This is a genomic window from Agrobacterium sp. InxBP2 (assembly GCF_026191755.1).
Taxonomy (GTDB): domain Bacteria; phylum Pseudomonadota; class Alphaproteobacteria; order Rhizobiales; family Rhizobiaceae; genus Agrobacterium; species Agrobacterium pusense.
In genome coordinates this window covers 199,554-226,374 of sequence record NZ_JAINDY010000023.1, presented here as the reverse complement: position 1 = coordinate 226,374, position 26,821 = coordinate 199,554, and the positions used below count along the sequence as shown (strand labels likewise).

The following is a 26,821-nucleotide window of genomic DNA, read 5'->3' as shown; positions in this document are numbered from 1 at the left end:
CAAGGGCCGGTGCGCATTGCAGAGGCCATGGGTGCCTGTGGACGACAGGTCCTGGATGCATATTTTTGCATATGGCCCCGCACCCATTTCCCGCTATCCTGATGTTAAGAGGGCGGTGGCAACCAAGACCTATGTATAGGTCAGGTTGTGCTGAAAAAACCGTATTGTCGGCAAAAATCGCATCGGGGGAACAATGTCGATTGCGTCAATGATGTTTCGCGCGAGAGAGCCGGAGGATGGAGCCCACCATCTGTTTTTTGGAGTTGGCGCGCTGGTGCTGGCAGCAGGTGTATTTTACGTCGACACCTATACCGACATAGAAGGCGCGATCGCCGTTCTTTATGTGATCACGGTTCTTCTGGCCGCGCAGGCCGTGAGCTGGTCAGGACTCATCGCGACCTCCTGCACCTGCGCCATTCTATCGCTGCTGTCCTATGCGGCGACCCATGCGCAGGACGCCGACTTCCAGTCTGCCCTTCGATTGGTGGTCGCCCTTGCAGCGCTGGCCGTTACCACCATGCTGCTGCTGAAAACCGAAACCGCGCGGCTGGCGATGCTGTCCGTCAACGCGGCGCTCAAAGAAAGCGAGGAGCGCTATCGCTCCATTTTCGACCGCACGCGCGTAGCGCTCTGGGAGCGGGACTATTCGAAGCTTCACGCCCTGTTGATGGGCCTCAAGCAACAGGGCGTCACCGATATGCGCGCCCACGCACGCGCCAATCCGGGTTTTACGCAGCAATGCATCGACCTCATCACGGTCGTTGCGTCGAATGAGGCCGGAAAGGAAATGCTCGGTTACGACTCCTCTCTGCGCGGAACCCTTCAGCGGTCGATCGTTTCGTCTTCCGGAAAATTCGTCGATGTCCTGCAGGCGATCATCGACAACCGGCGTGTTTTTGAAGACAAGGTGGTGGTGCGCACGGAAAGCGGTGAAGACAAGCTGGTGCTTCTTTCCATCAGCTTTCCGGCCGAGGCCGCCGCCTTCAATCGCGTGGTGGTGAGCATGGTGGATATCACTCAGCGCGAAATGGCGCTGAAGGCGCTGGCCGAAGCACAGGCGGAGCTGACGAAGGCTTCAAAGGCCGCGGCGGTGGGCGCCATGTCGGCATCACTCTCCCACGAATTGAACCAGCCGCTTGGGGCCATCATCGTCAACGCACAGACATTGCTGCGGTGGCTCGATCGCGATCCGCCGGATCTCGCCGCGGCCCGCCGTTCGGCCGAACGCATGATCCGTGACGGCCAGCGCGCCAGCGACATCATCCAGAACACACGCAGTCAGCTCGCCCATACCAGCGGCAAGACGGAAACCTTCGATCTTGATGAGTTCATTGACGAAACGCTCAGCCTTCTCGAACACGAGCTCGAGCGCAGCGGCACCGCCGTCCACGTGGATAAACAGGCCACTCCGCCAATAACGGCCGTCAGGATCGAATTGCAGCAGGTCCTCATCAACCTTCTGACAAATGCCATTCAGGCGATGGAAGAGGCAGGCAGCACCAATCGCACCATCACGGTGCGGAAAGAACGTGAAGACGGTCACAATATCCATATTGCCGTTCACGACAATGGACCGGGTTTCCCCGCGCAGATGAAGGAAAAGCTGTTTTCACCATTCTACACGACAAAGGAGACAGGGATGGGCATGGGGCTATCGATCTGCCGCACCACTCTGGAAGCGCGCGGCGGCAGGCTGACCGGTGATAATCACCCCCTCGGCGGGGCGGTCTTCACCATTTCCATGCCGATCAGCCAGGAGATGGACCATGCCTGACCCACGCAAGCAGGCGAAGGAGCCACCCCAACCCGTCGTTTTCATCGTCGACGACGACGTGTCGATGCGTGAGGCGCTGACCGATCTGTTTCGCTCCATGAAGTTTGATGCCGAAGCTTTCGACAGCGCCACCGCCTTCCTCGAAAAAGCCAATCTGAACCGGCCGGGTTGCCTGCTGCTCGATGTGCGGCTTCCGGGCATCAGCGGCCTCGACTTCCAGATGCAGCTGGAACGCGTCGGCAACAGGATGCCGATCATTTTCATGACCGGCTTCGGCGATATCCCGATGAGCGTGCGGGCGATGAAAGCCGGCGCCGTGGATTTCCTGACAAAGCCCTTCAAGGAACAGGACATCCTGGACGCCGTCGCGGCCGCGATGGAACGGGATGCATCACGACGCCGCGAAAGCGCCCAGAACGAGGCCGTCGCCTCCCTTGCCGAACAACTGACGCCGAGGGAACGCGAGGTCATGAACGCCGTCGTTCGCGGTCTGATGAACAAGCAGATCGCCTATGAGCTAGGCATCAGCGAAGTCACGGTAAAACTGCACCGCGGCAATGTGATGCGCAAGATGGAAGCGAGATCGGTCGCCGATCTCGTTCGCAAGGCGGAACTGATCGGCGAGAAGATGCGCCCACCTGTATCTTAGTATGGTATCTTTGAGGGCGGCATGGGCGCATAGAGGAAGAAAGAAAAACAGAAAAGGTCGCTTTCATTGCCCCCCGTTCCCGTCATTGCCGTCGTTGACGACGACCCTGCCATCCGTGAAGCCATGGACGATCTCATCATGTCCTTCGGTTACCAATGCCGCCTGTTTGCTTCTGCCGAACAGTTTCTGAACGCGCAGCAGCAGGCGGACATTGACTGCATCGTTGTGGATGTGAAGATGCCCGGCCTCTCAGGCATCGAATTGCAGAGTGAATTGAACCGGCGCGGCGAGCATGCGCCGATGATTTTCGTGACCTCCTACGAGGATGACCGCACCCGCAACGCCGCCCTGAGCGGCGGCGCCCTCGCCTTTCTGCGCAAGCCGGTCAATATCGGCAAACTGATGGGATGCCTGGAATCGGTTCTCGGACCGCAGCCCTGACCTTCGGTTGACGCCTGGCGAAGACAGCCTTTCATCACGCGAGGCCTCTTCCTTCGAACCCTGTTTTTTATGCCCCGGCCCCGTGCCGCCAGGGCACGCATTGCCGTTGACGGAATTCCTCCCGGCATTTGCCATACCGCCACGACCTTCCGCCATACCAACTAGACCTCTGTATAGGTGCCCGCAGCGCTGACCCGCCGTAGCCTTGTCCCAGTCAAACGCCTCCCTCCCGGACGGTCCTGACGACACGATCATCCATTTTGAGGAGCAGGGCATGACCTCCATCAGTCAGAAGACAGACGAGCGCAAACCTCGACATCTCAAGCTCGCAACGGTGCTGGCATTGGGCGCGACCGCAGTGCTCGCCGGCAACGCTCTCCTGATCAGGAATACCGAGCCGGCGCTTGCCGCCTCTGAAAACGTTGCATCGGCCAGCGCCTTCCGCATCCTCACGCCGCAGGCGATCGACAGGCTGGCCGGACTTTCGGGTCCTGTTGCTCCAGGGGAGGATGCGGCAACAGGCGTGTCAGCTCCGGCAGATGACGAAACGTCCTGCATCGCCATCCGCGCCGCCCGAAAAACGGACCGGTACGAGGCGCTCGAGCCAAAAGCCTTCTGTCAACTGCAGCACCGTCTCTTCAATGCCGAGCTGATTGATCGCATTGCCGCGCTCCAGCTCGCATCACAACCCGACGATACCGGTACCTCGTCGCAACTCGCCATGAACAAGGAGTTCTGAAATGGAAGCTTTGACCAGACGCGCAGTCCTCGCAATCGGCGCCGTCGGCGGCACCGCGCTTGCCGCCAGCACCGCCGGTGCTGCATCTTTCGGCAATCCCGATCAGCCTGCGGAGGGAGCAATCAACGCCGATGCCGCGGGGCTCAGCGATCCCGGCCCGAAGAACCCTGTTATCAACGACCAGTTCCCCTCCTTCCAGAGCCCGCCCGCGACGGATGTCGGCGACATGCAGCTCTTCTGGGGTTCGTTCAACAATGCCGCCAAGCGTATCCAGAACGGAGGCTGGGCACGTCAGGTGACCAAATCCGATTTCGCGATTTCGGATGCCGTGTCCGGGGTCAACATGCGACTGGGACCGGGCGGCATTCGCGAGATGCACTGGCACCGCGCCGCAGAATGGGCGATCATGACCAATGGACGCTGCCGTATCACCGTGCTCGATACCGAAGGCCGTGCTTATGTCCAGGACGTCGAGGCCGGCGATCTCTGGTATTTTCCGGCCGGTTATCCCCATTCGCTGCAGGGACTTGGTCCCGACGGGTGCGAATTCGTCATTGTGTTCGACGAAGGCGACCAGTCCGAATACGGCACCCTGCTACTGACGGACTGGCTGGCACATACCTCACCTGAACTGCTGGCGAAGAATTTCGGCGTCGAGCAGGATGTGTTCCGCAATATTCCACTGCAGAACCTCTGGATTTTTCAGGGCAAGGAGCCTGGACCTCTCTCCAGGGATCAGGAAGCCGTTGCCGGTGCAGGACTTCCCCCTCACCCCTTTACTTACAAGCTCACGGCCTCCAAACCGCTGAAGGAAAACGCTGCTGGCGTCATTCGCCTTGCCGACAGCAGCGCCTTTACCGTGTCCAAAACCATCGCCGCCGCCATCGAAACGATCAAGCCCGGCGGGGTGCGCGAAATGCACTGGCACCCCAACGCGGACGAATGGCAATACTGGATCAAGGGTGAAGGCCGGATGACCGTGTTCGACGCCGGTCCGCGCAGCCAGACCGCCGATTTCCGCGCCGGCGACATTGGCTACGTGAAACGGAGCCAAGGCCACATCATCGAGAATACCGGCAAGACCGACCTGCAGTTCGTCGCGGTCTTCAAGACGGCAGAGTATCAGGAAGTCAGCCTCTCTTCCTGGCTCACGCATACCCCGCCGGCGCTCGTTGCCCAGCACCTGAATGTCAGCATCGAGGATGTCGCCAGGTTTCCCGCAAACCAGCCGGCAATCATGCCAGGCTGAACATCCTCTCCTTCAGTAGGGCCGGCGTATCCGATCCGCCGGCCTTCTCCCGTCGAGACAGAACGAACAATTGCCAGGTCGATATCGAAAGGCAGGTACGGCCATGAAACCACTGAAAATCCGCATCGCTGGCGGTTCGCTTGCCGGTCTTTTCACCGCGATACTGCTTCAGCAGGACGGACACGATGTAAAGGTCTACGAACGCTCGTCATCCGGGCTTGCCGGGCGCGGTGCGGGACTGGTGCCTCAACAGGACCTGTTCGACGTTCTGAGGGAAATCGGCTGCGAAGACGTTGCCCAGATCGGTGTGGTTGCGAAGGAGCGCATCTACCTCGATGCCGGCGGGCACATTGCCCAGCGCCAGCAAACGCCGCAGATGCAGGTCTCATGGGACTACCTCTTTGAGAGAGTGTCCTCACGCCTCCTCTCCGATACCTATCGTCTCGGCCATCACGTCAACGCTGTTCGCGAAGACCCGCAGGGAGTGACGCTCTCCTTTGCCGATGGCATGGAGGAACGTGCTGACCTCGTTATCGGCGCGGATGGTGTGGGTTCGGCCATCCGCAGCGCCGTCAACCAGCATTCGGAAAACGCCTATGCGGGCTACGTCGCCTGGCGCGGGCTGATCCCCGAAACAAGACTGCCTGCCGACGCCGCCCTGCTGCTGGACCGTTTCGCCTTCTACATCACGTCCGGAATTCATGTTCTTGGTTATCTCGTGCCGGGATCGCGCGGCGAGACCCGGCAGGGACAGCGTCGCTATAACTGGGTCTGGTATCGTCCAACGCCTGCCGAAGATCTCGCCCGAACCTTCACGGGCCGGGACGGCAGGCATTTTGAGCATTCCCTCCCCCGCGGCGAGCTCTCCGGCAGCCGGAGGACGCAACTGCGCGAAGAGGCTTTTTCCCTTCTGCCGCCGCAAATGGCGCTTGCCGTGGACGTAGAGGAGACGCCATCGATCCAGGGGATTTTTGATTACGAGGCGGAACACATGGTCTCCCAGCGTATCGCCCTGGTCGGAGATGCCGCCTTTGTCGTTCGTCCTCACACGGCAATGGGTGTCTCAAAGGCGGCAGGCGATGCAATGGCGCTACGCGACGCCCTGCGGCAAACGGACGACCTTCCTGCCGCCCTTGCGCGGTATCAGAACACCCGCCTGCCAGTGGGCAAGGCAATCGCCGCCTATGGACGCCGACTTGGCGAAACCGCGATGTGAATACGGGTGAAAAATCGGCCACGCTCCCGCCTTGCGCCCCTGCGTGTTTGCGTTACGCTTGCAACCGGGGAATTTCTCATTGGAGGGAATAAGGCATGTGCAATAGCTGCGTGATCGAGAACGTCAAACAGAACATGCTGTCACGGCGTCTGCTGTTCAAGGGTGCAGTGGCGGGTGTAACGGCGATGGCGGCGGGAAGCCTCGCGGCCCCGGTTCTGGCGCAATCGCCCAGACAGGTCGTCGATCTCACCCATACCTACGATTCCACGTTTCCGACGTTCGATGGAAAACCCGGCATTGAGATGGAGTGGGCAGCAGATATCGCCAAAAGCGGCTATCAACTCCATAAGCTGACCATCTTCGAACACACCGGAACGCATATCGATGCGCCTTTCCACTTTAGCGCAGACGGCGCCAGCGTCGATCAACTCGAGCCGCAAAAGCTCGTCGCCCCTCTGGTCATCATCGACATTACGGATCGCGCGAGGGAGGACGCCAATTCCACGGTCGAGGCAGGCGACATCGAACGCTGGATATCGGAAAATGGCGACATTCCGGCAGGCGCAATCGTGGCTTTGCGCTCCGGCTGGGCAACGAAAGTGAAAAGCCCGGCCTTCCGTAATGACGATGCCGGAAAATTTGCCTTCCCCGGCTTCGGCAAGTCGGCCACCGACCTCCTGCTCACGCTGGATACAGTCGCCATCGGCGTCGACACACTCTCGCTGGATCCGGGCAATTCTGCAGACTTCGCTGTCCATAATTCCTGGCTACCTGCTGGGCGCTACGGGATCGAGGGACTGAACAATCTGGAAGCACTGCCGGCCAAGGGGGCGACCATCATCGTCGGCGCGCCTGCCCACCGAGGCGGAACAGGCGGACCAGCCCGTATTTTGGCTCTGGTCTGACGCCGGTAGAGTTTGCCGCAAACCCGAAATCCGAGACGGATACCATCCGCTTGCCATCGCAGGTACAAAAGGGATTCTAAAATGAAAGGCCTTCGGAAGACCCTCGTTTTGCTCCTTTCGCCATGCCTGTTGAGCGGGGTTCAAGCTCTTGCCGCCGACAGCGTGGTCGTTCCCGCCTACGCCCCGGAAACGGGGGTGGAATATCTCTACCGTTCCCATAGAACCACCTCCACCGACATGTCGTTGTGGTTCGACAGGCCGGCAGCGATCATGCGCGGAGATTTTCGGCAGCGCATGACGGTCCTGTCGCGGGATGCGGAGGGTATGCGCGTGCGCTGGTCCCTCAGCGCAGATTTGCCTCAGGACGCCGAAGGCGCTGCAGACACTTACGCAATGAACGCTCTCTATCGGAACACTCTGTCGGCCTATGGCGTCCGGCAGGTGGAATATGAAGCGGGACTTAACGGCTTTCCTGGCAAACTCGTCGGATTGGATGCGATCCTCGGCAACCTGCACAGCACCTCGGTTGTCGGACCGGATGGCAGCGTTGCGAACCAGCCAGCGGGTTTGCGCGATATTGTCGAGGGCATCAAAAGCAATCCAATCCTGGTTATTCATAATCTCGCACCGGAGGCAGAGCTTCTTTCCATAGTACAGGAGCAGGATAGTTCCACATACGAGATCGGCCAGTCAGGTACGGCGTCGGTGGTGGAATATGCACGGGGAACGCCCATTCCCGTCGCCATCGAATGGACGCTCGAGACCGCAGATATCTCCGGACAAACCGCCACCTTCAGCCTCCAAAAAACCTACGATCGCGTTGCGCTCCAGCAATCACAGGCTTCTGCGGTGGAAGGAGTGATCTCAAGCTTCGGTGAAAAGGCCAAACAACTTGGCGACGAGCAACTGGCGGCCGCCAGAAACGCAAGCAAAAACGTGCAGATGACTGTCGTCATGTCACTGCGCGATGGATCGACCCTCGAAGCGACGGAAACCGTTTTGGCGGAAAGCGGCGGCATTAAAATCATGACCCAAACCCATGTATGGCGTGAGGACCTGCCACGAAATCTGCCAGACCTGCCCGACTGGAACAGTCACACCGTATCTGCAGCCTCCATTGATCCGTTGCCGGAACGTGGCGCCAATGCTGCGGCCCTCACGTCAGGCCTTACCGCGCCAACGGCACTTGAAGAAGGCCAGGCGGCCTATGACAGCGGCAATTATGGCGCCGCCCTGCGCTCGTGGAAACCGCTCGCCGATGGGGGAAGCGCGGCCGCGCAATATAAGGTTGCCGTTCTTTACCAGGCGGGTCTGGGCGTCGACCGTGATACGGCACTCGCCGCCGCATACATCCGCAAAGCGGCGGATCAGGGCTGGGCGGAAGCGCAAAGCAGCCTTAGCGATCTCTATGCGGTCGGCCAGGATGTTCCGCAGGACCTGGAACTCGCCGTGTCCTGGGGCCGCAACGCAGCAGAACAAGGGCTGGCTGTCGCCCAGTACAATCTGGGGTACAGCTACGAAAGCGGCCAGGGTGTCGCTCAGGATTATGCAGAGGCGTTGATCTGGTATCGCCGTGCCGCCGATCAGGGTTTCGCAACCGCTCAGTACGCTGTCGGCCTGCTCTACGATCAGGGTCTCGGCGTTACCCGCGACTATGGTGAAGCAGTCAGCTGGTATAAAAAAGCCGCCGATCAGGGGCTTGCCGTCGCCCAGGGCAATCTAGGGAACATGTATGCAATGGGACATGGCGTTGCGCAGGATCGGGCCGAGGCCATCACATGGTTCCGCAAGGCCGCCGATCAGGGACACGCGACTGCGCAGGAATCGCTAAAAAGGCTGGAGCAACCCTAGCTGCGGCCGGGTCGCCTTCTGACCGGGGGACGATGATGCCCCGGTCCTCAGCCAGCTACTTTCCGTAGCGATTTTTCAATCTGCCCACCGCAATAAGCGTCGCCATAGTCGTCAAAGGCGCGGCGGCTCAGGGGGGCCAGCGGGGCCGTCTCTTTCATTCGGCTGGAATAGGCCCAGATGACGGGTGAAGTATCCTCGATTATGCGCCTGATGACTGGAAAGCGGTCTGCAACTGTCGTCCAGAGAATGGCCGTGACGACATCTGCGACGCCGGGTGTCTCCGTTCCCAGCATGAACCCCGAATCGCCGGTAAGACCGTGTCTCGCTCCCGTATCCTCGAAAATGCGGATCCACTCCTGCAACCGGGGAACGAACGCCTCCCATTTTTCAGGGGTCCACATCTCGCGCCCACCGTCGAGCGTCAGTTCATCGATCACATCGTTGGCGTCGTTTACGATCTTGGCAGTGAGCGCGCGTCCCTCGGCGCCCGGCGGCAGAAGCTGCAACCGCTCGCCGAGATAGAGGGCGATTGCGGGCATCTGCGAGAGAGCGAAATTGCGCTCTCGATCGATCAGCACCGGCGGTCCCATGAACGCTATGGGCTGCTTGCCGGCATCACGGCCCATGATCTCCTCGATTGCACCGGCATCGTGCTCGTCCCAGGTACACCCGCCATGCGCTAAAAGTCCGCGAATGAACTGGCCTCGGAACGGGACCGGCCAGTAATAGAGTTCGAAGTTGCTCATTGCGGGCTCCTCGTTGCGGTGAGCGGCGCGGGCGGCAGGTACGGAATTGGCCTCCCGGTTTTGACATCACCGGTGTGAAACGCGGATCGCACCGGCGTCACCGAAGCTGCGCTGTACAGCTGCAATCCGGCTGGATGCAATATCGGCGGACACCTCGATCTCGCCCTCATGCGGCGCATCGCTGCGAGGCAGGTCACCACGTGAAGATTGGGTGCCGGTCGTATTCTGCTCTGATGTGGACTGGATGAAGATATCCGGACGGGAGATCCCGTGCTGCTGGACCAGATGCTCGACGGCGATATCGGCTGCCTCGCGTGTTTCGAAAATGGCGCGAATGGTAACGGTGGCGTCGTCGGCCATGGCTGTTCTCCCTTCAGGCTTAACTCAAACACCCAAACGCCCGGAGAGGCTGGTGGTTTCCAGGCTCCGTCAGTTTTTGCTCGGAGATACGCGTCCGCAGCGGAAAAGTCGTGCACGGATCGACGATGCGGCACGGCAACGCCGGAGCATCACTTGCTCCGGCGTTGCTTTTGTCATGCGACCAAGCCCTTGGTAAGTTCCAGGGCCTGCCGCTCGAACAACCGGCGATAAATGCCGTCATTGAGCCGGATCAGCGCCTGATGGTCGCCCTCTTCAACGATCCTGCCCTTGTCGAATACGAGCAGACGGTCCAGCGCCCTGACGGTCGAAAGCCGGTGGGCGATGACCAGCGTGGTGCGCCCTTCCATCAGGCGTTCCATAGCCCGCTGGATCTGCACCTCGCTTTCGCTGTCGAGGCTTGAGGTTGCCTCATCAAGGATCAGCACCGGCGCATCCGCCAGGAAGGCGCGGGCGATCGCGACCCGCTGGCGCTCCCCGCCCGACAGCTTGACGCCACGTTCGCCCACCATGGTCTCATAGCCCTTGGGCAGGGACATGATGAAGTCATGGGCGCTGGCCTGTTTCGCCGCCTGCTCGATTTCGCGCCGCGACGCGTCCGGCCGGCCATAGGCGATGTTTTCCGCCAGTGTGCGGTGAAACAGGATCGGCTCCTGCTGCACGATGGCAATCTGCCCTCGCAGGCTCGCCTGGGTGACATCAGCAATGTTCTGCCCATCGATGCGGATTGCACCGGACCTGATATCGTAGAGGCGCTGGATGAGCTTGACGAAGGTCGTCTTGCCAGAGCCGGAGTGGCCGACCAGTCCCACACGCTCACCGGGTTTTATGGTGACTGAGAAGTCATCATAAAGCGGCGTGGCGTGCGCGCCATACTGGAAGGTGACGTGATCGAAAACGATCTCGCCTTTTCCAATATGAATCGGTTTCGCATCCGGCCGGTCCTCGACGCCAAGCGGCATCTTGGAAAGCAGCACCAGCTCTTCCATATCGTTGACGGCGCGCTGCAGGTTGCGGATATCCTGCCCCACGTCCCGCAGATATCCCTGCAGCACGAAGAACATGGCCAGCACGAAGGTTATGTCGCCCGGCGTCGCCAATCCCTGTCGCCACATGATGAGGCCGGTGCCGAGAATGCCGGCCTGCATGGAAACCATCATGAAGCTCTGGATCGTGCCATTTATCGTGCCGCGTTTCCATGTCCTGCGCGTGCGGTTATCCCACTTCACCAGCACCTGGCCGAGCCGCGTTTCTTCACGCGTTTCCGCGCCAAAGGCCTTCACGACCGAATTGCAGCTGATGGCATCCGCCAGCGCGCCGCCAAGCCTCGTATCCCAGGCATTGGCAAGCCGTGCGGCCGGAGAAACATATCCCATGGAAAGCCCCACCGTCACACCGACATAAATCAGCGAGCCGAGACCGACGATGAGTCCCATGACGGGCCAGTAACTGCCGAGCACGATGGTGGCGCCCACGAGCATGACGAGCGATGGCAGAAGCGCGATGAGCAGGAGGTCATTGAGCGAATCGAGCGCCCACATGCCGCGCGTGATCTTGCGCACCGTGGAGCCGGCAAAGCTGTTCGCGTGCCAGTCCGTGGAGAAACGCTGCACCCTGTGGAAACCGTTATTGGTAACATCCGCCATGGTTTTCAACGTCAGCCGGATGATGCCGTTGAAGATGAACCAGCGCAGCGCGACGCTGGTCAGCCCCAGCGCGACCACGATGATGAAGGCGCGCAGCGCCTGATCCGCCGCATCGCCGCCGGCGATGGCATCGACGATCCGCCCGGAAAAGACCGGCACCATGACTTCGGCCAATGTGCTGGCGATGACCAGAACGATGATGAAACCCACCAGCGCCGGCCGGTGGCTCCAGTGGTGAAAGACAAAGCCGAGCACATGGCGATAGGCATCGGCGCGGAAATCGAGCTTCTTGCGAGACATTTTTACCAGCACGGCGCCATTCTGCTCGGCGACCGGTCCTTGAAATGGAAGTTGGAAGGCACAGCCCGGGCGGGAGACAAAATGATCCCGTCAGATCAATCGGACTGTGAAGGAAAACAAAACCGCATGTCGGGCGCGCAAAAGGCGGGCCGCGAATGGATATGACCTAGTGTCTGGTCATTCCCTGCGGGAGGGTTTCGATGAATGCTGGTGTCATGCAACGCCTCCCTTGGTTCGATCTGACGCGGTAAAGAAATTTCTAGCTGAACCTGGCAGACTTGCCAAGCCGGTTTTTGCAACCTTGTGGCAAGTGATGCGAAAACGCCACATTGGCGCTTGGCGACTATATCCGTGGCCGATGCGGCCCGGCCACGGCCTTATGATGCCAGAAGCCCCGCCGCGCCCCTCTGGGGACGCAGCGGAGATCGGAAGATCGGTCTATCGAGCCCGATCAATCCATCTGGACATTTGCCGCCTTGACGACGGGTTCCCACTTGGCAATTTCAGCCGCGACGTGGGTTTTCAGCTCCTCTGGCGTGGAGGCGACGATTTTGGCGCTGAAATCCGCCATGCGGGCGGCGACGGCCGGATCGGCAAGCGCTTTCTTGGCGGCGGCATTCAGCTTGTCGACCACCTCGGCCGGCGTTCCGGCCGGTGCGAAAAGCGCGTTCCAGGTATAGGTCTCATAACCCGGTACGGTTTCGGCGATCGTCGGCAAATCCGGGAAGGATGAAGCGCGCTCGCTGGTGGTCACGCCAAGTGCGCGCAAGGTGCCGGATTTCATGTGGCCCGACGAAGATGGCAGATTGTCGAACATGATGGAAATCTGGTTGCCGAGAAGATCGTTGAGCGCCGGGCCGGAACCCTTGTAGGGCACGTGCTGCATGCTGACGCCAGCCATGCTCTTGAACAGCTCGCCGGAAAGATGAAGCGGTGTTCCGTTACCGGATGACGCATAGGCGTGTTTGTCCGGCTCGGCTTTCAGCAGAGCGATCAGTTCCTCGACGCTGTTAACGTTGAGCTTCGGGTTAACGACCAGCACGTTCGGCACCACCACCAGCAATGAAACCGGAGCAAAGTCCTTTTCGGGATCATAGGGCTTGGTCTTGAGGATGAGCGGGTTAAGAGCGTGGGTCGCCACCGTGCCCATCAGGATCGTATAGCCGTCCGGTTCCGCGCGGGCAACGCGGTCGGCGCCGAGATTGCCGCCTGCGCCGGCGACATTTTCAACAACGATCTGCTGGCCGAGTTCGTCGCCCATCTTCTGAGCGATGACGCGGGCGACCACATCGGTGGAGCCTCCGGCCGCAAAGGGAACCACCAGCGTTATCGTTCGATCCGGAAAGCCCTGCGCGCTCGCCGTCATTCCCAACATGCCGAAAGAAACTGCCGCCGCGGCAAGTTTCAACACCATGCGCCGTTTCGAAAACCGGTAATTCATGAACCCTCCTGTAACATGGCCTCCCCGCCATGGCGGCATAGTAGCTCAAATGCACCTGAGGGCAAGCCGCCGGGAAACATTGCCCGGCGGCGAAACGCGGCTAGGCTTTCATGCGCTCCTCCACGACCCGCCAGTTGACCAGCTTGTCGAGCACGGCGCGGATGTGTTCGGCCTTGCGGTTTTCATAATCGACGTAATAGGCATGTTCCCAGATATCGATGCCGAGATAAGCCGGCCGGCCGACGGCGACAGGGTTGTTGCCATCCTCATAGCCGATCAGCGCAAGCCCGCTGTCGTCACGCGTCAGCCACACCCAGCCGGTGCCGAACACGGTGTCCGAGACATCGACGGCGCGTTTGACGAAGCCGTCGTAACCACCAAAGGCCTTGTCGATTGAGGCGGCGAGATCGCCCTGCGGCCGGTTGGGGCCGCCCGGAACGAACTGATCCCAATAGGCAACGTGGTTCCAGGCCTGGGCCGCATTGTTGAAGATCTTGACGTCCGCAGCCTCCTTCGACCGGGCGGATTCGACGACGATGCGATCGAGCTCCATATCGGCATAACGGGTGCCGGCGGCCAGCGTATTGAGCTTGTCGTAATAGGCCTTGTGATGCTTGCCATAATGCAGCCCCACCGTCTTTGCCGAAATCACCGGCGCCAGATCCGCCTCGGCGAACGGAAGTGCCGGCTGGCTGAGGGGAAGCGCCGCCCGCGCCACGTGCGGCCGGGGAAAGATGGCTGCGGCAGCGGTTGCCGCGCCGGCGGCGAGAATCGTGCGTCTGGTAATCTCCATGATGGTCCTCCTTGTCAGTGACGATTAAGGCAAACCCTGAAGGACGCCGGAGGTTGCCTGGATTTCCCCGAATTGTCCGGGCGGATATCCCCGGTCAGAAACCCCAGGGCCATTTCGCAAACAAGGAAAAGCAAAAAGGCCCTCCGGATGGAGGGCCTCGTCTGCTCAGTAGCGGTAATAATCGCGACGGTCTCGCCAGTCACGATACTCCCGCCGGTCACGCCACTCGCGCCATTCGCGCCGTGCCTGACGTTCGCGCCATTCGCGGCGACCCTCCCAGCGATCGCGCCGGTCCCAGCCACGCTCGTAGCGCGGTCCGTTCGGGCGGCAATAGCCGCGGGGTGTCAGATGAAAGCCGCGGCCGCAGGCATAGTCCACATTCTGAATGTGGGATGCCGAAGGTGCGGATGGTTGACCGACGGGCATGGCGTTCGCGCCAGTGCCCAACAGGGCGCCGAGAATTACTCCAGCGGTTAAAATCATCTTACGCATCGCATCTCCCTCCTTATGGGATAAAGCGATTTAGCGCCTCGCCGGGTGAACTGTGGCTGAATGAATCTGGGTGTTTTCGTGGCAATTCGGCGGCAGCACCGACTGATGAATTCCCGGAAAAACCGCCCTATCCCGACTTGCCGAATTCCTTTCTCAGCTTGTCCTTTGCCTCCTCCAGAACCTCCTTACGCTCCTTCGGAAGTTTGCCACCTGCCCGATTGATATAGAAAACCAGCATCGACATTGCAGAGCGGAACGGGTTGGCCTTGCGCCGTGTCGAGTGTTCCGCCGAGGCTTTCAGCGACCGGGCTATGCCGGTGGGATCCTTTTTCGTGAAAACATCCTTCTCGAGATCAAGCGCATCGCTTTCGCTGGTTACCTTCTGCGACCACTTCTTTTTCTTCTTGCCCTTTTTCATCGGTTCTTCTCCCGAACCGGCGTCATTTTCGCTCCGGATCATGCGTGTGGTGGCTGTCGCGCTCGCCGCCACCACCCGAGACCTTGCTTTGGGAGCGCCTGTCGCTGTCTGCGGGCGGCTTCTTGATGTCCAGCGGCGCCTTGGCGTTTTCATGGGACGCGCCGGGGCCGCCCTGGCGGATGCTTGCCGGTGTCTTTGTCGAGGTCGACATCGTTTCCTCCTGTCCTATTGGTCGTCCTTGGTCTTCATCGCGTCGGAGACGCGTTTTTTCCTTGGATCGCGCAGATTTTCGCCCACGGCGTCCCTGTCACGTTCTGGATCGTCCTTGGGCTTCAGGTAGCCGCGCGGCCTGTTTTCTTCCGGCCCCTCCCAGCGCGGTGATTGGTCGGTGGTGCCCGGCGCACCGTCGCTTGGCGAGTTATTACCCATTTTTGCCTCCTGAGTCGTTTCGCTGATCCCGAACCACTCAGCCCGGGCAATGTTCCCGGCCCGGCGACCGGGGCGAATTTTTCGAAACCATTCCGCCGGGTCGAAGTTAGGCGGTTTTGACACAAACTGGTGGAGCACGATGATGACGGACAAACCCCATGAGCCCGATCGCATCTCCCGGATCGCGTATGAGCAACAGCAGGACTTTCTGAGGCGGTCGTCGCTGCAGTTCCTCGAATGCGCAATCCATCTCTGTGCGACGAACATGAGCATCTCCGAGCTTGCCGGGCGGCTGGAAAAGCAGGCGCAAATTTTGCGGGAATTCGGTTAGCGGCGGGCGGAAACCCGCCGGAAGCCGTCAGGTTCTGGGGACACTTCAATGCCAAGGTTTTTCTTCAGCATCGTCAGTGGCCAGCATATGCTCGATGATGACGAGGGAAGTGATCTCGCCTCGCTCGATCAGGCCATAGAGGAAGCCCACAAGGACGCCCGCGAACTGATGAGCGAGGCGATCCTTCAGGGACGCGACATCTCGGAAGGATGCGTCGTGATCCGCAATTCGGCCCGCGAGCTCTTAAAAGTGGTTCCCTTCGCCGACGCCCTCGACAGGAAGCCCTGAGGGCATGGGAATCTCTGCCCGCCATTGCGCCATCAGGCTTTCATATTCCCTTTCGGGGACACCATAGGTGACCCCTGCTATCTCCTCGAGCACCTTGCGATCGATGATTCGCACATTGCCGCGTGTTGCCCTGATGGCCCGCATGCCCTCGAGGATATGCAGCTCATTGGTGATTCCCGGCCGTCGCACCCCCAATACACTCGACATGAACTCATGCGTAATGGGCAGATCATCGGTGTCGAGCCGGTCGTGGCACATCAGCAGCCAGCGGGACAGCCTTTCACGCAGGGCATATTGTCCGTTTGCGAGGACAAGCTGACCCACCTGAAGCAGACAGATATTGATATATCCCAGCAACAGGTCGCGAAGGCGTGCGTCCCGTTCCATCTCGTGCCTGAGATCGGCTGCAGCGATGACGAATCCCTCGCCCGCGACGCCCATCGTCGTCTCGTCGGGCGTTGTCCGCGCGCCGAGCAGAACAGGCCATCCGGTCATGCCCTCGCGGCCGACAAGCATGTTCTCCATGCTTTTGCCGCCTTCCGTCCGGGCCACGGACGAAGCAATACCGCTCTCAATGAAACAGACGCGCGAGATGGGCGTGTTGGCGCCGACCAGTTGATAGCCCACGGGCAGATTGATCATCTCCATCCGGGCGACCAGCCGCGAAAAGCCCACTTCACCCAACGCCCTCAGCAATCGGTTGCGCGCAAAAATACTCGATCCAGGCATAACCGTTACCCGCTTCCCCCTCGCTCGACGACACCAAACGGGCGGCAACTTAGCAGCTTGAAATTGCAAGGAAATACCATGTACGTTTCCGTACCCTTGCACCTTTGCTGCCTTGCGATCGAACCGGGCAGAACCAGAAATCCCATCAATGCCGGCGACCTTACGGTTCGCTTATGGGTAGGTTATCAGCGCTTTGAGAAAACCCTCGGGTCGATCCCTGGTATCGTTCAGCGCCCGGTCCAGATCATTCAGAGTATACCGGTGAGTATATAATGTCGACGGATCGAGCTCGCCCGCGGCAACCGCTGCCACGGCCTTCCTCATTCCGCTGATATAGATGGCCGGATCTCGTTCATGCGCATTGATGACATCAAGCCCGCGCCAGTTCCACAATTGCATATTGATCTGGCGCGGCCCGTCCTGGTGATAGCCGGCGATGATCAGCCGGCCGCGTTCGGCCGTCAGTTCGCCTGCGAGATCAAGCGGCCACTGTTTGCCCACCGCTTCGATGACACGATCGCAGAAGCGCCCGTCAGTCAACTGCCTGACACATTCAATGATGCGCCAGTGATCATCCATCTCGACAAGCTCAGTCGCGCCCATCCGGTGCGCTACTTCAAGCGAAAAAGGCCGCCGCGATATGGCAATGACCCGTGCCCCGCGGCGGGCGGCAAGCTGCGTCAACAACGCGCCGATGAAGCCGATACCGATGATGGCGACCGTCTGCCCTGCCTCAATCCCGCTGCGTTCGAAAATGTTCATGGCGCAGCCGAGGGGCTCGCCCGGAAATGGATGACGATCCAGCTGGGACGGCAGGCGCACCACGAGGCCGGCATCGGCAATATCATGGCTGGCATAGGCGTGGTAACTCAACGCCGCGACCCTGTCGCCGACCTTGAGATCGTCGACACCCGTACCCACCCGGTCAATCACCCCCCAGCCCTCATGGCCGAGACCGCCTGGCTCCGTCGGAAACTGCATCCATTCGGGACCGGACCAGGGTGTCAGATTGGAAGCGCAGACGCCGCATCCTTCCAGCCTTATCCGAACCTGATGCGGTCCCGGCGCGGCAAGGGGATGGGCTTCGACGTGCAGCGTTCCAGGGCCAGTGACGACGGCAGCCTGCATGGTGCTGCTACGGTTATCGACGAGATTCATCACAACGCTCCTTGTCCTGATTACGGCAGGCATGCCCGTCGGAAGCAAAACAACGGGCTCGGAGGTGCCGAACAACAGTGCACGGCTTTGGTTCCGGAAGAAGTCATTGATGAAGTAGAAGACAACATTGAAGTCATTCAAGAAGGAACTTTTGCAACGGTCTGCGGTTGGGCCCCCCAATTCGCTCCCCGACGACCGGGCAAAGGATATTCCAGATGGCGACAATTCTCGTAACAGGCGGCGGCGGTTTCATCGGCCGGCATGTAGCGGCGGAACTGGCCGATCACGGTCACAGCGTTCGCATTCTCGACGCGTTCATCGACCAGGTCCACGGCAGCGGAGGCCCAGCGCCGGGAAATATCACCGACATCGTCAAGGCCGACATACGTGACAAGAACGCCGTCATTGCCGCGCTGGATGGCGTGGATGCCGTGGTGCATCTTGCGGCCGAAGTGGGTGTCGGCCAGTCCATGTACGAGATCGCCCGTTATGTCGGCAGCAATGATCTCGGCACGGCCATTCTTCTTGAAGCCATGATCGAACGTCCCGTCCGCAGGATCGTTGTGGCCTCCTCGATGAGCGTTTACGGCGAAGGGCTGTACCGCGACCGCCAAGGCGCGATCCTGGGCCACGTGCGCCGGCGCGCCGATCTGGTCAAGCGCCATATATGGGATCCCGCCGATGCCCATGGCGCCAGCCTGACGCCAGTCGCCACGGACGAGGAAAAGCCCGTCGATCTGGCCTCGATCTATGCCCTGACCAAATATTCGCAGGAGCAGCAGGTGCTGATATTCGGTCGTGCCTACGGGGTTGAAGGGGTGGCCTTGCGTCTTTTCAACGTTTTCGGAGCGGGCCAGGCGCTTTCCAACCCCTATACCGGTGTACTGGCGAATTTTGCAGCACGCCTTTCCAACGGCCAGCGCCCGATCATCTTCGAGGACGGCGAGCAGCGCCGCGATTTCGTTCACGTGCAGGATGTTGCCCGCGCCTTCCGTCTCGCGCTGGAGAAACCCGCAGCACCCGGCCACGTCTTCAACGTCGGCAGCGGTCAAGCCTACACGATCGCCGAGGTGGCCGCCCTTCTGGCGCAGGCGATGGATTGCCCCGACCTCACGCCGGAAATTACGCTCCAGGCCCGGGCCGGGGATATCCGCAACTGCTTCGCGGACATTTCCAAAGCGCAGGAGCTTCTGGGCTTCACGCCCCGCCATCGTCTGGAAACCTCCCTTGGCCCATTCGCCGCCTGGGTGCGCAGCACAGGTGGACAGGACCGCGGCGCCCAGATGCAGCAGGAACTGCTTGCAAGAGGGCTGGTGTCATGACGGAGCGCGTCAGCAGCCTGCCGGTTCCGCCGCGGAAATTCGGTTTCGTGGAATGGTTTCGCCCTGGCGAATATGAGAGGGCGAAAACCGCCCTGCCGGATATCTGCGCCAGCGGCGCCAGCTATCTACGCACCCATCTCTCCTGGGCGGAGTATCTGGCTCCCGGTGGCGAGGAATGGTTCGACTGGCTCATCCCCCATCTCGCCGGCCAGATAGAAATTCTGCCCTGCATCCACTACACCCCGCCCTCGATGTCGCGCACCGGGCGCTCGTCCGGCGCGCCCGTGGAACTGAAATCCTATGCCGATTTTGTCGACCACATCCTTACCCGTTACGGGCGGCATTTCACCCATATCGAATTGTGGAACGAACCGAACAACCTGCTCGACTGGGACTGGCGGGAAGACAGCGACTTCATGCTGTTTTGCGAAATGGTGGGCGGTGCGGCTTATTGGGCGAGACAGCGGGGCTTCAAGCCCGTCCTTGGCGGCCCCTGCCCGTTCGATCCGTTCTGGCTGAACCTCATGGGGGAACGCGGCGTTCTTGGCGTCGTGGACGCCGTGGGTTTTCACGGTTTTCCAGGGACATGGGACAGCGAACAGGGTGCGTGGGGCGGTTGGGACATGCATCTCGGCGAAATGCGCAAGGTTCTCGACCGCTACAATCCCGGTGCGGAAATCTGGATCACGGAAACCGGTTATTCGACCTGGCGCAAAGACGAAATCGAGCAGGCAAGGCGCTTCATGGTGGCGCTCAACGTCGACGCCGACCGGATGTACTGGTATGCTTGGCAGGATGTGCCGCCCGACGTCGCTGTACAGGAGGGCCTCTGGTTTGACCCCAGACACTACCATCTCGGCGCCGTCACTCATGACAATCAGCCCAAACTCCTGGCGCGCCTGCTGACCGAAGGTGGCATCGACCGGCTGGCGGACGTAACGCGGCTCGCGACGCCGCGTCTTGCCACCCATGCGGCACCCATCGTCATTACCGGCGGCAGCGGTTTCATCGGGTCCAACCTGGCGGACAGTTTCCTCAGGGATGGCGAGGATGTCGTCATTCTCGACAATCTTCAACGCCCGGGCGTCGATCAGAACCTCGCATGGCTGATGGAGCGGCATCGCGACAGGGTTCATCCGGTTCTTGCCGATGTCCGCGATTTCAATGGTATCGACGCGGTGTTTACCGATGCAAAAGCGGTCTTTCATCTGGCCGCCCAGACGGCGGTAACGACCAGCCTCGCCCATCCGCCGGACGATTTCGAAACGAACGGGCGCGGCACGCTCAATGTGCTGGAGGCGGTGCGCAGGGCAGGTCGCAGGGCTGGCGTCATCTTCGCCAGCACCAACAAGGTCTATGGCGCTCTCGACGATCTTGACATGATCGAGGCCGGCGACCGCTATCTTCCAGCTGATGAGGATATACGCGCCGTTGGAATAGACGAGGACCGTCCGCTGGCCTTCTGCACGCCTTATGGCTGCTCGAAGGGCGTGGCGGATCAGTATGTGCTGGATTACGCCCACTCCTTCGGCATTCCCACCAGCGTGCTTCGCATGAGCTGCATTTATGGCCCGCGCCAGTTCGGTACCGAGGATCAGGGCTGGGTTGCGCATTTTCTGCTTCGGCTGCTGGCGAACGAACCGGTATCAATCTATGGCGACGGCAGGCAGGTCCGCGATGTCCTTCATGTCAAGGACGCGGTCGCGGCCTATCGTGCGGCGCTTCTGAACATCGCGACCGTGACAGGTGAAGCCTTCAATCTTGGAGGTGGTCCGCTCAACGCCGTCAGCGTCTTGGAAGTGATCCGGGAAATCGAGGCTGTGATCGGACGCGAGGCCGACATTCATTTCGGCGACTGGCGCGCCGGCGATCAGCTGTTTTTCGTCGCAGACACCCGAAAACTGCAACGGATGCTGGGATGGCAGGCCAGCACACCCTGGCGTTCCGGACTTCGCGATCTCGCGGCATGGCTGATCGAAAGCCGGTTTCGTGACATGGCCTCGCCAGTCGATACCGACAGGAGGCGCGCATGACACCGCCGGCGATTAACGGGCATATCCGGACCATTCTCGTTACCGTCGACGCGGTCGGAGGCGTCTGGCGTTACGCGCTCGATCTCGCGGCCGGGCTTGAGGACGAGGATATAAAAATTATCCTGACCGGTTTTGGTCCACCTCCAACGGCCGAACAGATCCTCGAGATACCCCGGAATTGCCGGCTCGTCTGGCTGGATGCGCCGCTCGACTGGATGGCGGACGACCCGGCACGACTCTCCGCCATACCGGCAATGATCGAAGAGGTCGTCCGACTGCACGACGTCGATCTGCTGCACCTCAACCTGCCGTCGCAGGCCGCCGGGCTTGCTGTCGCAAAGCCGGTGGTGGTGGTGTCGCATTCCTGCATACCGACGTGGTTTTCCGCCGTGCGTGGAACAAAGCCGCCGCGCGACTGGGCGTGGCATGAGGATCTGGGCCGCCGAGGCTTCAACCAGGCTGATCTCGTTCTGGTTCCGAGCCGGAGCCATGCAGAAAACGTGAGGGCGGTCTATGGGCCGTTACCCTCGCTGCAGGTCGTTTACAATGCGAGCGACAGCGTATCGCAGGCCGGGGACAAAGGCGATGTCGTCGTGGCGGCGGGACGCTGGTGGGACGAGGGAAAGAACGGTGCGGTTCTCGACCAGGCAGCGAGGGATACAGTCTGGCCCATTCTTATGGCCGGTTCGACGAGCGGTCCGAACGGCCAGCATCTGGATATCGCCAATGCCCGCCCGGCCGGGGAATGTGCACATTCCGAGATCATGAAGCTGATGCGCAACGCCGCGATATTCGTCTCACCCTCCATTTATGAACCCTTCGGCCTTGCCGCGCTCGAAGCCGCAAAAAGCGGCTGCGCGCTGGTTCTGGCGGACATCCCGACATACCGCGAATTATGGGGTGGCGCCGCACTCTTTGCTTCGCCACGCGATCCATCCGCGTTCGCCGCCGCCCTGAACCGTCTTGCGGGCGATGAATCTCTAAGGGAGAGGCTGGCGACGCAGGCGTTGCTGCGCTCCGGGACCTTCACCCGCAAGGCGCAGTGTGACGCCATGCTCGATCACTACCGCGCGGCGGCACGTTCGCCCCGCCTCCTCACAGCTGCGGAGTAGACCATGAAGTTCGTCTTTTATACGCACTCTCTGATCTCGGACTGGAACCACGGCAATGCCCATTTCCTGCGGGGGATCATGCGCGATCTCCTGCGGCGCGGACATGTCGCCATCGCGCTCGAACCCGCTGGATCGTGGAGCCGTAAAAATCTGGAGGCCGATCAGGGCAGTGCCGCTATCGCCGCCTTTCACGATACATTTCCCGATCTGCGGTCCGTCATCTATGACGAGGATTTCGACCACGAGGCGGCGGTTGATGATGCCGATGTCGTCATCGTCCATGAATGGACTGAACCGGCAACGATTGCGCACCTCGGCCGCCTGCGGCAGTCGGGCGCGACCTTCACGCTCCTGTTTCACGACACGCATCACCGTGCAGTCTCAACCGACGGCGACATTGCCGGCCTTGATCTCTCTGCCTTTGACGGTGTTCTCGTTTTCGGTGAGACATTACGCCAGCGCTATCTGGGCGCCGGCTGGGGACGCAACGTCTTTACATGGCATGAGGCCGCTGACGACACTATCTTCAGGCCGCAGCCATCGACAGAGAAAACCGGCGATCTTATCTGGATCGGGAACTGGGGCGATGACGAGCGGACGGCCGAAATCGGTGAATATCTCGTCCGTCCGGCGGCGGAACTCGGCCTCAAAACGACGGTGCGCGGGGTTCGTTACCCGCAAGACGCGCTGGATGCTCTGAAACGGGCGGGGATCGCCTATGGAGGATGGATCGCCAACACTTCCGTGCCCGGCGCCTTCGCGCAGAACAGGGTGACCGTTCACATTCCACGCCGGCCCTACGTCGAGCATCTGCCCGGCATTCCGACCATTCGCATGTTTGAAGCCCTCGCCTGCGGCATTCCTCTGATTTCGGCCCCCTGGGATGATTGCGAAGGGCTTTTCCGTGCGGGCGAGGATTATCTATCCGTCAGTTCCGGGGAGGCGATGGCGCGACAGCTTCGCAACGTCCTTGCAGATCGTGAGCTGGCCGGACATCTCGTCAGCTCCGGTCTGGAAACCATACGCACCCGGCATACATGCCGCCACCGCGTTGAGGAGCTTTTCGAAATCCTCGGGGCCTGCGGTACTGCACGCGTCGATGACGCATTGTCCGCACGGGAGGCAGCACAATGAAGATCGCCTTTTACGGATCGAGCCTCCTCTCCGCCTACTGGAACGGCGCCGCCACCTACTATCGCGGATTGCTCAAGGCCCTGGCGACCAGAGGTTACGATATCACCTTCTATGAGCCCGACATATTCGACCGGCAGAAGAACCGCGATATCGATCCGCCGGACTGGTGCAGGGTCGTTGTTTATGAAGGAACCGTCAGCGCGCTGCGGCAGGCTGCAAGCCGCGCGGCGGAGGCCGATATCGTCGTTAAGGCAAGCGGCGTCGGGTTTGAGGATGATCTGTTGATGGCCGAGTTGCTGGATCACGCCCGCGAGGATGCGCTGACGATTTTCTGGGATGTCGACGCCCCGGCCACGCTTGCCGAACTGCGGACCTCCCCGGACCACCCGTTGCGCCATGCGCTGGCGCAGACGGATTTTGTGCTGACTTATGGCGGCGGCGAGCCGGTGATCGACGCCTATCGGTCGCTCGGCGCCAGAGACTGTATCCCCGTCTATAATGCACTCGATCCCGAAACCCATCACCCCGTTCCACCCGACCCGCGCTTCGCCGCCTCTCTGGGATTTCTCGGAAACCGCCTTCCGGATCGTGAGGAAAGGGTCGAGACATTCTTCCTCGAGCCGGCCGCACGTCTCGACAAAGAAACCTTCCTGCTCGGCGGATCGGGCTGGCACGGGAAGGCGATGTCCCCGAACATCCGCTATGTCGGACATGTTTCCACCCGCGACCACAATGCCTTCAACGCGACGCCGAAAGCGGTCCTGAACGTCTCGCGCGCTTCGATGGCTCAGAACGGGTTCTCGCCCGCCACCCGTGTTTTCGAGGCCGCGGGGGCTGCTGCCTGCATCATCACCGACCATTGGGACGGTATCGACCTTTTTCTGAAACCCGAGGAGGAAATCCTGATCGCACGCGACGGCAAGGATGTCGTCGATATCGTATTGGCGCTCACCCCGGCAAGGGCGGCCGACATCGGCGAGCGCGCCTCGGCAAGAGTGCGGCACGAACATACCTATGAACATCGCGCCGAGGACGTGGACCGATTGTTTCGCGCCCGCAGCGCCATGAGCGTGGAGGCGGCGGAATGACAAAGCCGCTCGACATCGTCTTCCTGGGCCTCAGCCTTTCGTCATCATGGGGTAACGGCCATGCCACAACCTTTCGCTCGCTCATTCACGGTCTCGCCGCGGCTGGCCACCGGGTGCTCTTTCTGGAGCGCGACACGCCGTGGTATGCGACAAAACGCGATCTGCCCGCTCCTGATTTCTGCGAGCTCGTCTATTACGAGGATCCTATCGCCGTGACGCAGGAGTATGCGCAGCGGCTGCGGCGGGCGGATGCTGTCATCGTCGGATCCTATGTGCCGGATGGGGTCGGCGTCATCGACGCCGTCAAGGCGCTCGGACCGAAACGGCTCTGCTTCTATGACATCGATACGCCGGTAACTCTTGAGAAACTCAACAGGAACGACGAAGAATATCTCGCCCGAAGGCAGATCCCCCTGTTCGACATCTATTTTTCCTTCACCGGCGGCGACACATTACATCGCCTTGAACGGCACTATGGCGCGCAGCGCGCGGAAGCGCTCTACTGCTCTGTCGATGCGGCCCGTTACCGGAAGTCTGGCGACGAAACCCGGTGGGATCTCGGTTACCTCGGCACCTATAGCCGGGATCGCCAGCCGAAACTTGAAGCGCTGCTGATCGAACCGGCACGCCGGTTGCCCCACATGCGGTTCGTTGTCGCCGGCCCGCAATATCCCGGCAACATCGACTGGCCGGAAAATGTCGAGCGCATCGAACATCTGCCGCCTGAAAAACATTCGGCATTTTATAGCTGCCAGCGTTTCACGCTGAACATCACGCGCGCCGATATGGTTGCGGCCGGCTGGTCGCCGAGCGTCCGTCTTTTCGAGGCCGCTGCATGCGGCACGCCGATCATTAGCGACTTCTGGCCGGGCCTCGCAGACCTTCTGCCCGAAAATGAAGCCGTTCTCATTGCCCGCAACACGGAACAGGTGGTGCATGCACTAACTTCCGTAGGGGCAGAACGCAGACAAGCCATGGCGGCTCACGCCCAGCGACGGATTCTCGAGCACCACACCGGCGAAACAAGGGCCGCCGAACTGACATCATATCTCACCGGAATACCGGCGAGGGTTCCGGAAACGGCGAAACACCCCTTCAGGCTCCAGAACAGGGAGAGCGAGTATGCCGCAGCGAAATCAAGGTACTAGAACGGTTGTTGTCGCAGGTGGCGGCGGCTTTGTGGGTTCGCATCTCTGTGACGCGCTGCTTGCACGCGGCGACAGGGTCATCTGCGTCGACAGCTTCCTGACCGGTTCGAGGTCGAATGTCCGCCCGCTTGTCAATCATCCACGTTTCCGGCTTATCGAATCCGACATATGCGAATTGCGGGACATCGATGAACCGGTTCAGCAGATCTATAATCTCGCCTGTGCGGCGTCCCCGCCGCAATATCAGGCCGATCCCGTTCATACGATGATGACCTGCGTTTCAGGCACCGGCAATCTTCTTGCTCTCGCGCAACACCATGGCGCCTCCTTCCTCCAGGCTTCCACGAGCGAAGTCTATGGCGACCCGGACGAACATCCGCAGCGCGAAGACTACCGCGGCAATGTGAGCTGCACGGGCCCCCGTGCCTGTTACGACGAAGGAAAACGCGCGGCGGAAGCGCTGTGCTTCGATCTTTTGCGTGCGGGCAAGGTCGACGCACGCATCGCCCGGATATTCAACACCTATGGGCCGCGCATGCGACCGGATGACGGGCGTATCGTGTCCAATCTGCTCGTGCAGGCGATTGCGGGCGAGCCGCTGACAATCTACGGGACGGGCGAGCAGACACGTTCTTTCTGTTATGTGAGCGATCTCGTCACGGGTTTGATCGCACTCATGGATGTCGACCCCAATCCGGGCGTTCCCGTCAATCTTGGCAATCCCGGCGAATTCACGATCAGACAGCTGGCCGACCTCGTTCTTCTGACAGTTCCCACGCGGTCGGTACTGGTACACCGTCCCCTCCCGACTGACGACCCGCGACGGCGGCGGCCGGATATTTCCCGCGCCCGGGAACTGCTTCGCTGGGCGCCGCAAGTGCCGCTCACCGAGGGCCTTCGCCACACAGCGGACTGGTTCGCCTTCGCCCTGGCTGGCGGAAACTCCAAGGCAGGAGCGCCCCCGGCAGGCAGCGGAGCAATCGCCGCCGGCGCGGTGCTGGGACCATGACC

The 26,821-nt window shown here is 60.8% G+C and carries 28 protein-coding genes; 17 read left to right on the top strand and 11 right to left on the bottom strand.

Annotated features, from left to right (window positions below; genetic code table 11):
* Window positions 1-193: 193 nt before the first annotated feature.
* The 8 genes from K7A42_RS07850 to K7A42_RS07815 all read left to right on the top strand — a co-directional run bounded on the left by K7A42_RS07850 (window position 194) and on the right by K7A42_RS07815 (window position 8,824).
* Entirely contained in the window at window positions 194-1,774 is a 1,581-nt protein-coding gene (locus K7A42_RS07850; protein WP_107340434.1) for an ATP-binding protein, read from the top strand.
* Window positions 1,767-2,423, top strand: a complete 657-nt coding sequence (locus K7A42_RS07845) for a response regulator transcription factor (RefSeq protein WP_107340433.1) — start codon at window positions 1,767-1,769, stop codon at window positions 2,421-2,423. The genes K7A42_RS07850 and K7A42_RS07845 overlap by 8 nt, the downstream gene beginning before the upstream one ends.
* 66 nt (window positions 2,424-2,489) lie before the next feature.
* Entirely contained in the window at window positions 2,490-2,864 is a 375-nt protein-coding gene (locus tag K7A42_RS07840) for a response regulator transcription factor (protein ID WP_282455036.1), read from the top strand.
* Between the two features lie 274 nt (window positions 2,865-3,138).
* The gene (locus tag K7A42_RS07835; protein WP_022563945.1) at window positions 3,139-3,603 is read left to right on the top strand and encodes a hypothetical protein; all 465 of its coding nucleotides are present in this window, start codon (window positions 3,139-3,141) and stop codon (window positions 3,601-3,603) included.
* Between the two features lies 1 nt (window position 3,604).
* The gene (locus K7A42_RS07830; RefSeq protein WP_022563944.1) at window positions 3,605-4,852 is read left to right on the top strand and encodes an oxalate decarboxylase family bicupin; all 1,248 of its coding nucleotides are present in this window, start codon (window positions 3,605-3,607) and stop codon (window positions 4,850-4,852) included.
* A gap of 103 nt (window positions 4,853-4,955) precedes the next feature.
* The gene (locus K7A42_RS07825) at window positions 4,956-6,068 is read left to right on the top strand and encodes an FAD binding domain-containing protein (protein ID WP_108081347.1); all 1,113 of its coding nucleotides are present in this window, start codon (window positions 4,956-4,958) and stop codon (window positions 6,066-6,068) included.
* A 95-nt stretch (window positions 6,069-6,163) separates the two neighbouring features.
* Window positions 6,164-6,973, top strand: a complete 810-nt coding sequence (locus tag K7A42_RS07820) for a cyclase family protein (RefSeq protein ID WP_022563942.1) — start codon at window positions 6,164-6,166, stop codon at window positions 6,971-6,973.
* 81 nt (window positions 6,974-7,054) lie between these two features.
* Window positions 7,055-8,824, top strand: a complete 1,770-nt coding sequence (locus K7A42_RS07815; protein ID WP_234826080.1) for a tetratricopeptide repeat protein — start codon at window positions 7,055-7,057, stop codon at window positions 8,822-8,824.
* Window positions 8,825-8,871: 47 nt separating this feature from the next.
* On the opposite strand, the gene K7A42_RS07810 is transcribed toward K7A42_RS07815, so the two are convergent.
* The 9 genes from K7A42_RS07810 to K7A42_RS07770 form a co-directional block, all read right to left on the bottom strand.
* Window positions 8,872-9,570 (bottom strand): glutathione S-transferase, encoded by a 699-nt coding sequence (locus K7A42_RS07810; RefSeq protein WP_282455035.1) that lies wholly within the window; start codon window positions 9,568-9,570, stop codon window positions 8,872-8,874.
* A gap of 66 nt (window positions 9,571-9,636) precedes the next feature.
* Entirely contained in the window at window positions 9,637-9,930 is a 294-nt protein-coding gene (locus K7A42_RS07805) for a hypothetical protein (protein ID WP_045533988.1), read from the bottom strand.
* A 173-nt stretch (window positions 9,931-10,103) separates the two neighbouring features.
* The gene (locus tag K7A42_RS07800) at window positions 10,104-11,894 is read right to left on the bottom strand and encodes an ABC transporter ATP-binding protein (protein ID WP_022563938.1); all 1,791 of its coding nucleotides are present in this window, start codon (window positions 11,892-11,894) and stop codon (window positions 10,104-10,106) included.
* Window positions 11,895-12,345: 451 nt separating this feature from the next.
* The gene (locus K7A42_RS07795; RefSeq protein WP_112552884.1) at window positions 12,346-13,335 is read right to left on the bottom strand and encodes a Bug family tripartite tricarboxylate transporter substrate binding protein; all 990 of its coding nucleotides are present in this window, start codon (window positions 13,333-13,335) and stop codon (window positions 12,346-12,348) included.
* A gap of 100 nt (window positions 13,336-13,435) precedes the next feature.
* Window positions 13,436-14,128 (bottom strand): superoxide dismutase, encoded by a 693-nt coding sequence (locus K7A42_RS07790; RefSeq protein ID WP_064264266.1) that lies wholly within the window; start codon window positions 14,126-14,128, stop codon window positions 13,436-13,438.
* Window positions 14,129-14,293: 165 nt separating this feature from the next.
* Window positions 14,294-14,620: a GCG_CRPN prefix-to-repeats domain-containing protein gene (locus K7A42_RS07785; protein WP_022563936.1), complete on the bottom strand. Its 327-nt coding sequence runs from the start codon at window positions 14,618-14,620 to the stop codon at window positions 14,294-14,296.
* A gap of 127 nt (window positions 14,621-14,747) precedes the next feature.
* Entirely contained in the window at window positions 14,748-15,038 is a 291-nt protein-coding gene (locus tag K7A42_RS07780; RefSeq protein ID WP_004444471.1) for a DUF3175 domain-containing protein, read from the bottom strand.
* Between the two features lie 22 nt (window positions 15,039-15,060).
* Window positions 15,061-15,249: a hypothetical protein gene (locus K7A42_RS07775; RefSeq protein WP_006700510.1), complete on the bottom strand. Its 189-nt coding sequence runs from the start codon at window positions 15,247-15,249 to the stop codon at window positions 15,061-15,063.
* Between the two features lie 14 nt (window positions 15,250-15,263).
* Complete coding sequence (locus K7A42_RS07770; RefSeq protein ID WP_022563935.1) at window positions 15,264-15,467, bottom strand: hypothetical protein; 204 nt, start codon at window positions 15,465-15,467, stop codon at window positions 15,264-15,266.
* Window positions 15,468-15,609: 142 nt separating this feature from the next.
* On the opposite strand from K7A42_RS07770, the gene K7A42_RS07765 reads away from it, so the two are divergent.
* Both K7A42_RS07765 and K7A42_RS07760 read left to right on the top strand, forming a co-directional pair.
* Entirely contained in the window at window positions 15,610-15,798 is a 189-nt protein-coding gene (locus K7A42_RS07765; RefSeq protein WP_006700508.1) for a hypothetical protein, read from the top strand.
* 48 nt (window positions 15,799-15,846) lie between these two features.
* On the top strand, window positions 15,847-16,086 hold the full coding sequence (locus tag K7A42_RS07760) for a DUF6894 family protein (protein WP_034497809.1): 240 nt from the start codon (window positions 15,847-15,849) through the stop codon (window positions 16,084-16,086).
* Here the strand turns inward: K7A42_RS07760 and K7A42_RS07755 are convergent.
* Together K7A42_RS07755 and K7A42_RS07750 are read right to left on the bottom strand one after the other, a co-directional pair.
* A complete protein-coding gene (locus tag K7A42_RS07755) occupies window positions 16,042-16,815 on the bottom strand; it encodes a Crp/Fnr family transcriptional regulator (protein WP_162719083.1) in 774 nt (257 codons plus the stop codon). The two genes, K7A42_RS07760 and K7A42_RS07755, sit on opposite strands and share 45 nt — an antisense overlap.
* A 171-nt stretch (window positions 16,816-16,986) precedes the next feature.
* The gene (locus K7A42_RS07750; RefSeq protein WP_112552943.1) at window positions 16,987-17,973 is read right to left on the bottom strand and encodes an MDR/zinc-dependent alcohol dehydrogenase-like family protein; all 987 of its coding nucleotides are present in this window, start codon (window positions 17,971-17,973) and stop codon (window positions 16,987-16,989) included.
* 215 nt (window positions 17,974-18,188) lie between these two features.
* Here K7A42_RS07750 and K7A42_RS07745 point away from each other — a divergent pair, with 215 nt between their 5' ends.
* Genes K7A42_RS07745 through K7A42_RS07715 form a run of 7 tightly spaced genes read left to right on the top strand, consistent with a single transcriptional unit; the run spans window position 18,189 to window position 26,819 of the window.
* Entirely contained in the window at window positions 18,189-19,295 is a 1,107-nt protein-coding gene (locus K7A42_RS07745) for an NAD-dependent epimerase/dehydratase family protein (protein ID WP_174150423.1), read from the top strand.
* A complete protein-coding gene (locus K7A42_RS07740; RefSeq protein ID WP_112552882.1) occupies window positions 19,292-21,328 on the top strand; it encodes an NAD-dependent epimerase/dehydratase family protein in 2,037 nt (678 codons plus the stop codon). The genes K7A42_RS07745 and K7A42_RS07740 overlap by 4 nt, the downstream gene beginning before the upstream one ends.
* On the top strand, window positions 21,325-22,440 hold the full coding sequence (locus K7A42_RS07735; RefSeq protein WP_112552880.1) for a glycosyltransferase: 1,116 nt from the start codon (window positions 21,325-21,327) through the stop codon (window positions 22,438-22,440). Before K7A42_RS07740 ends, K7A42_RS07735 begins: the two co-directional genes overlap by 4 nt.
* A 3-nt stretch (window positions 22,441-22,443) precedes the next feature.
* The gene (locus K7A42_RS07730; protein ID WP_282455034.1) at window positions 22,444-23,574 is read left to right on the top strand and encodes a CgeB family protein; all 1,131 of its coding nucleotides are present in this window, start codon (window positions 22,444-22,446) and stop codon (window positions 23,572-23,574) included.
* The gene (locus tag K7A42_RS07725; RefSeq protein ID WP_112552876.1) at window positions 23,571-24,662 is read left to right on the top strand and encodes a CgeB family protein; all 1,092 of its coding nucleotides are present in this window, start codon (window positions 23,571-23,573) and stop codon (window positions 24,660-24,662) included. Before K7A42_RS07730 ends, K7A42_RS07725 begins: the two co-directional genes overlap by 4 nt.
* Entirely contained in the window at window positions 24,659-25,810 is a 1,152-nt protein-coding gene (locus tag K7A42_RS07720) for a CgeB family protein (RefSeq protein ID WP_112552874.1), read from the top strand. Before K7A42_RS07725 ends, K7A42_RS07720 begins: the two co-directional genes overlap by 4 nt.
* Complete coding sequence (locus tag K7A42_RS07715) at window positions 25,785-26,819, top strand: UDP-glucuronic acid decarboxylase family protein (RefSeq protein ID WP_022563925.1); 1,035 nt, start codon at window positions 25,785-25,787, stop codon at window positions 26,817-26,819. The genes K7A42_RS07720 and K7A42_RS07715 overlap by 26 nt, the downstream gene beginning before the upstream one ends.
* The last annotated feature ends 2 nt before the right edge of the window (window positions 26,820-26,821 follow it).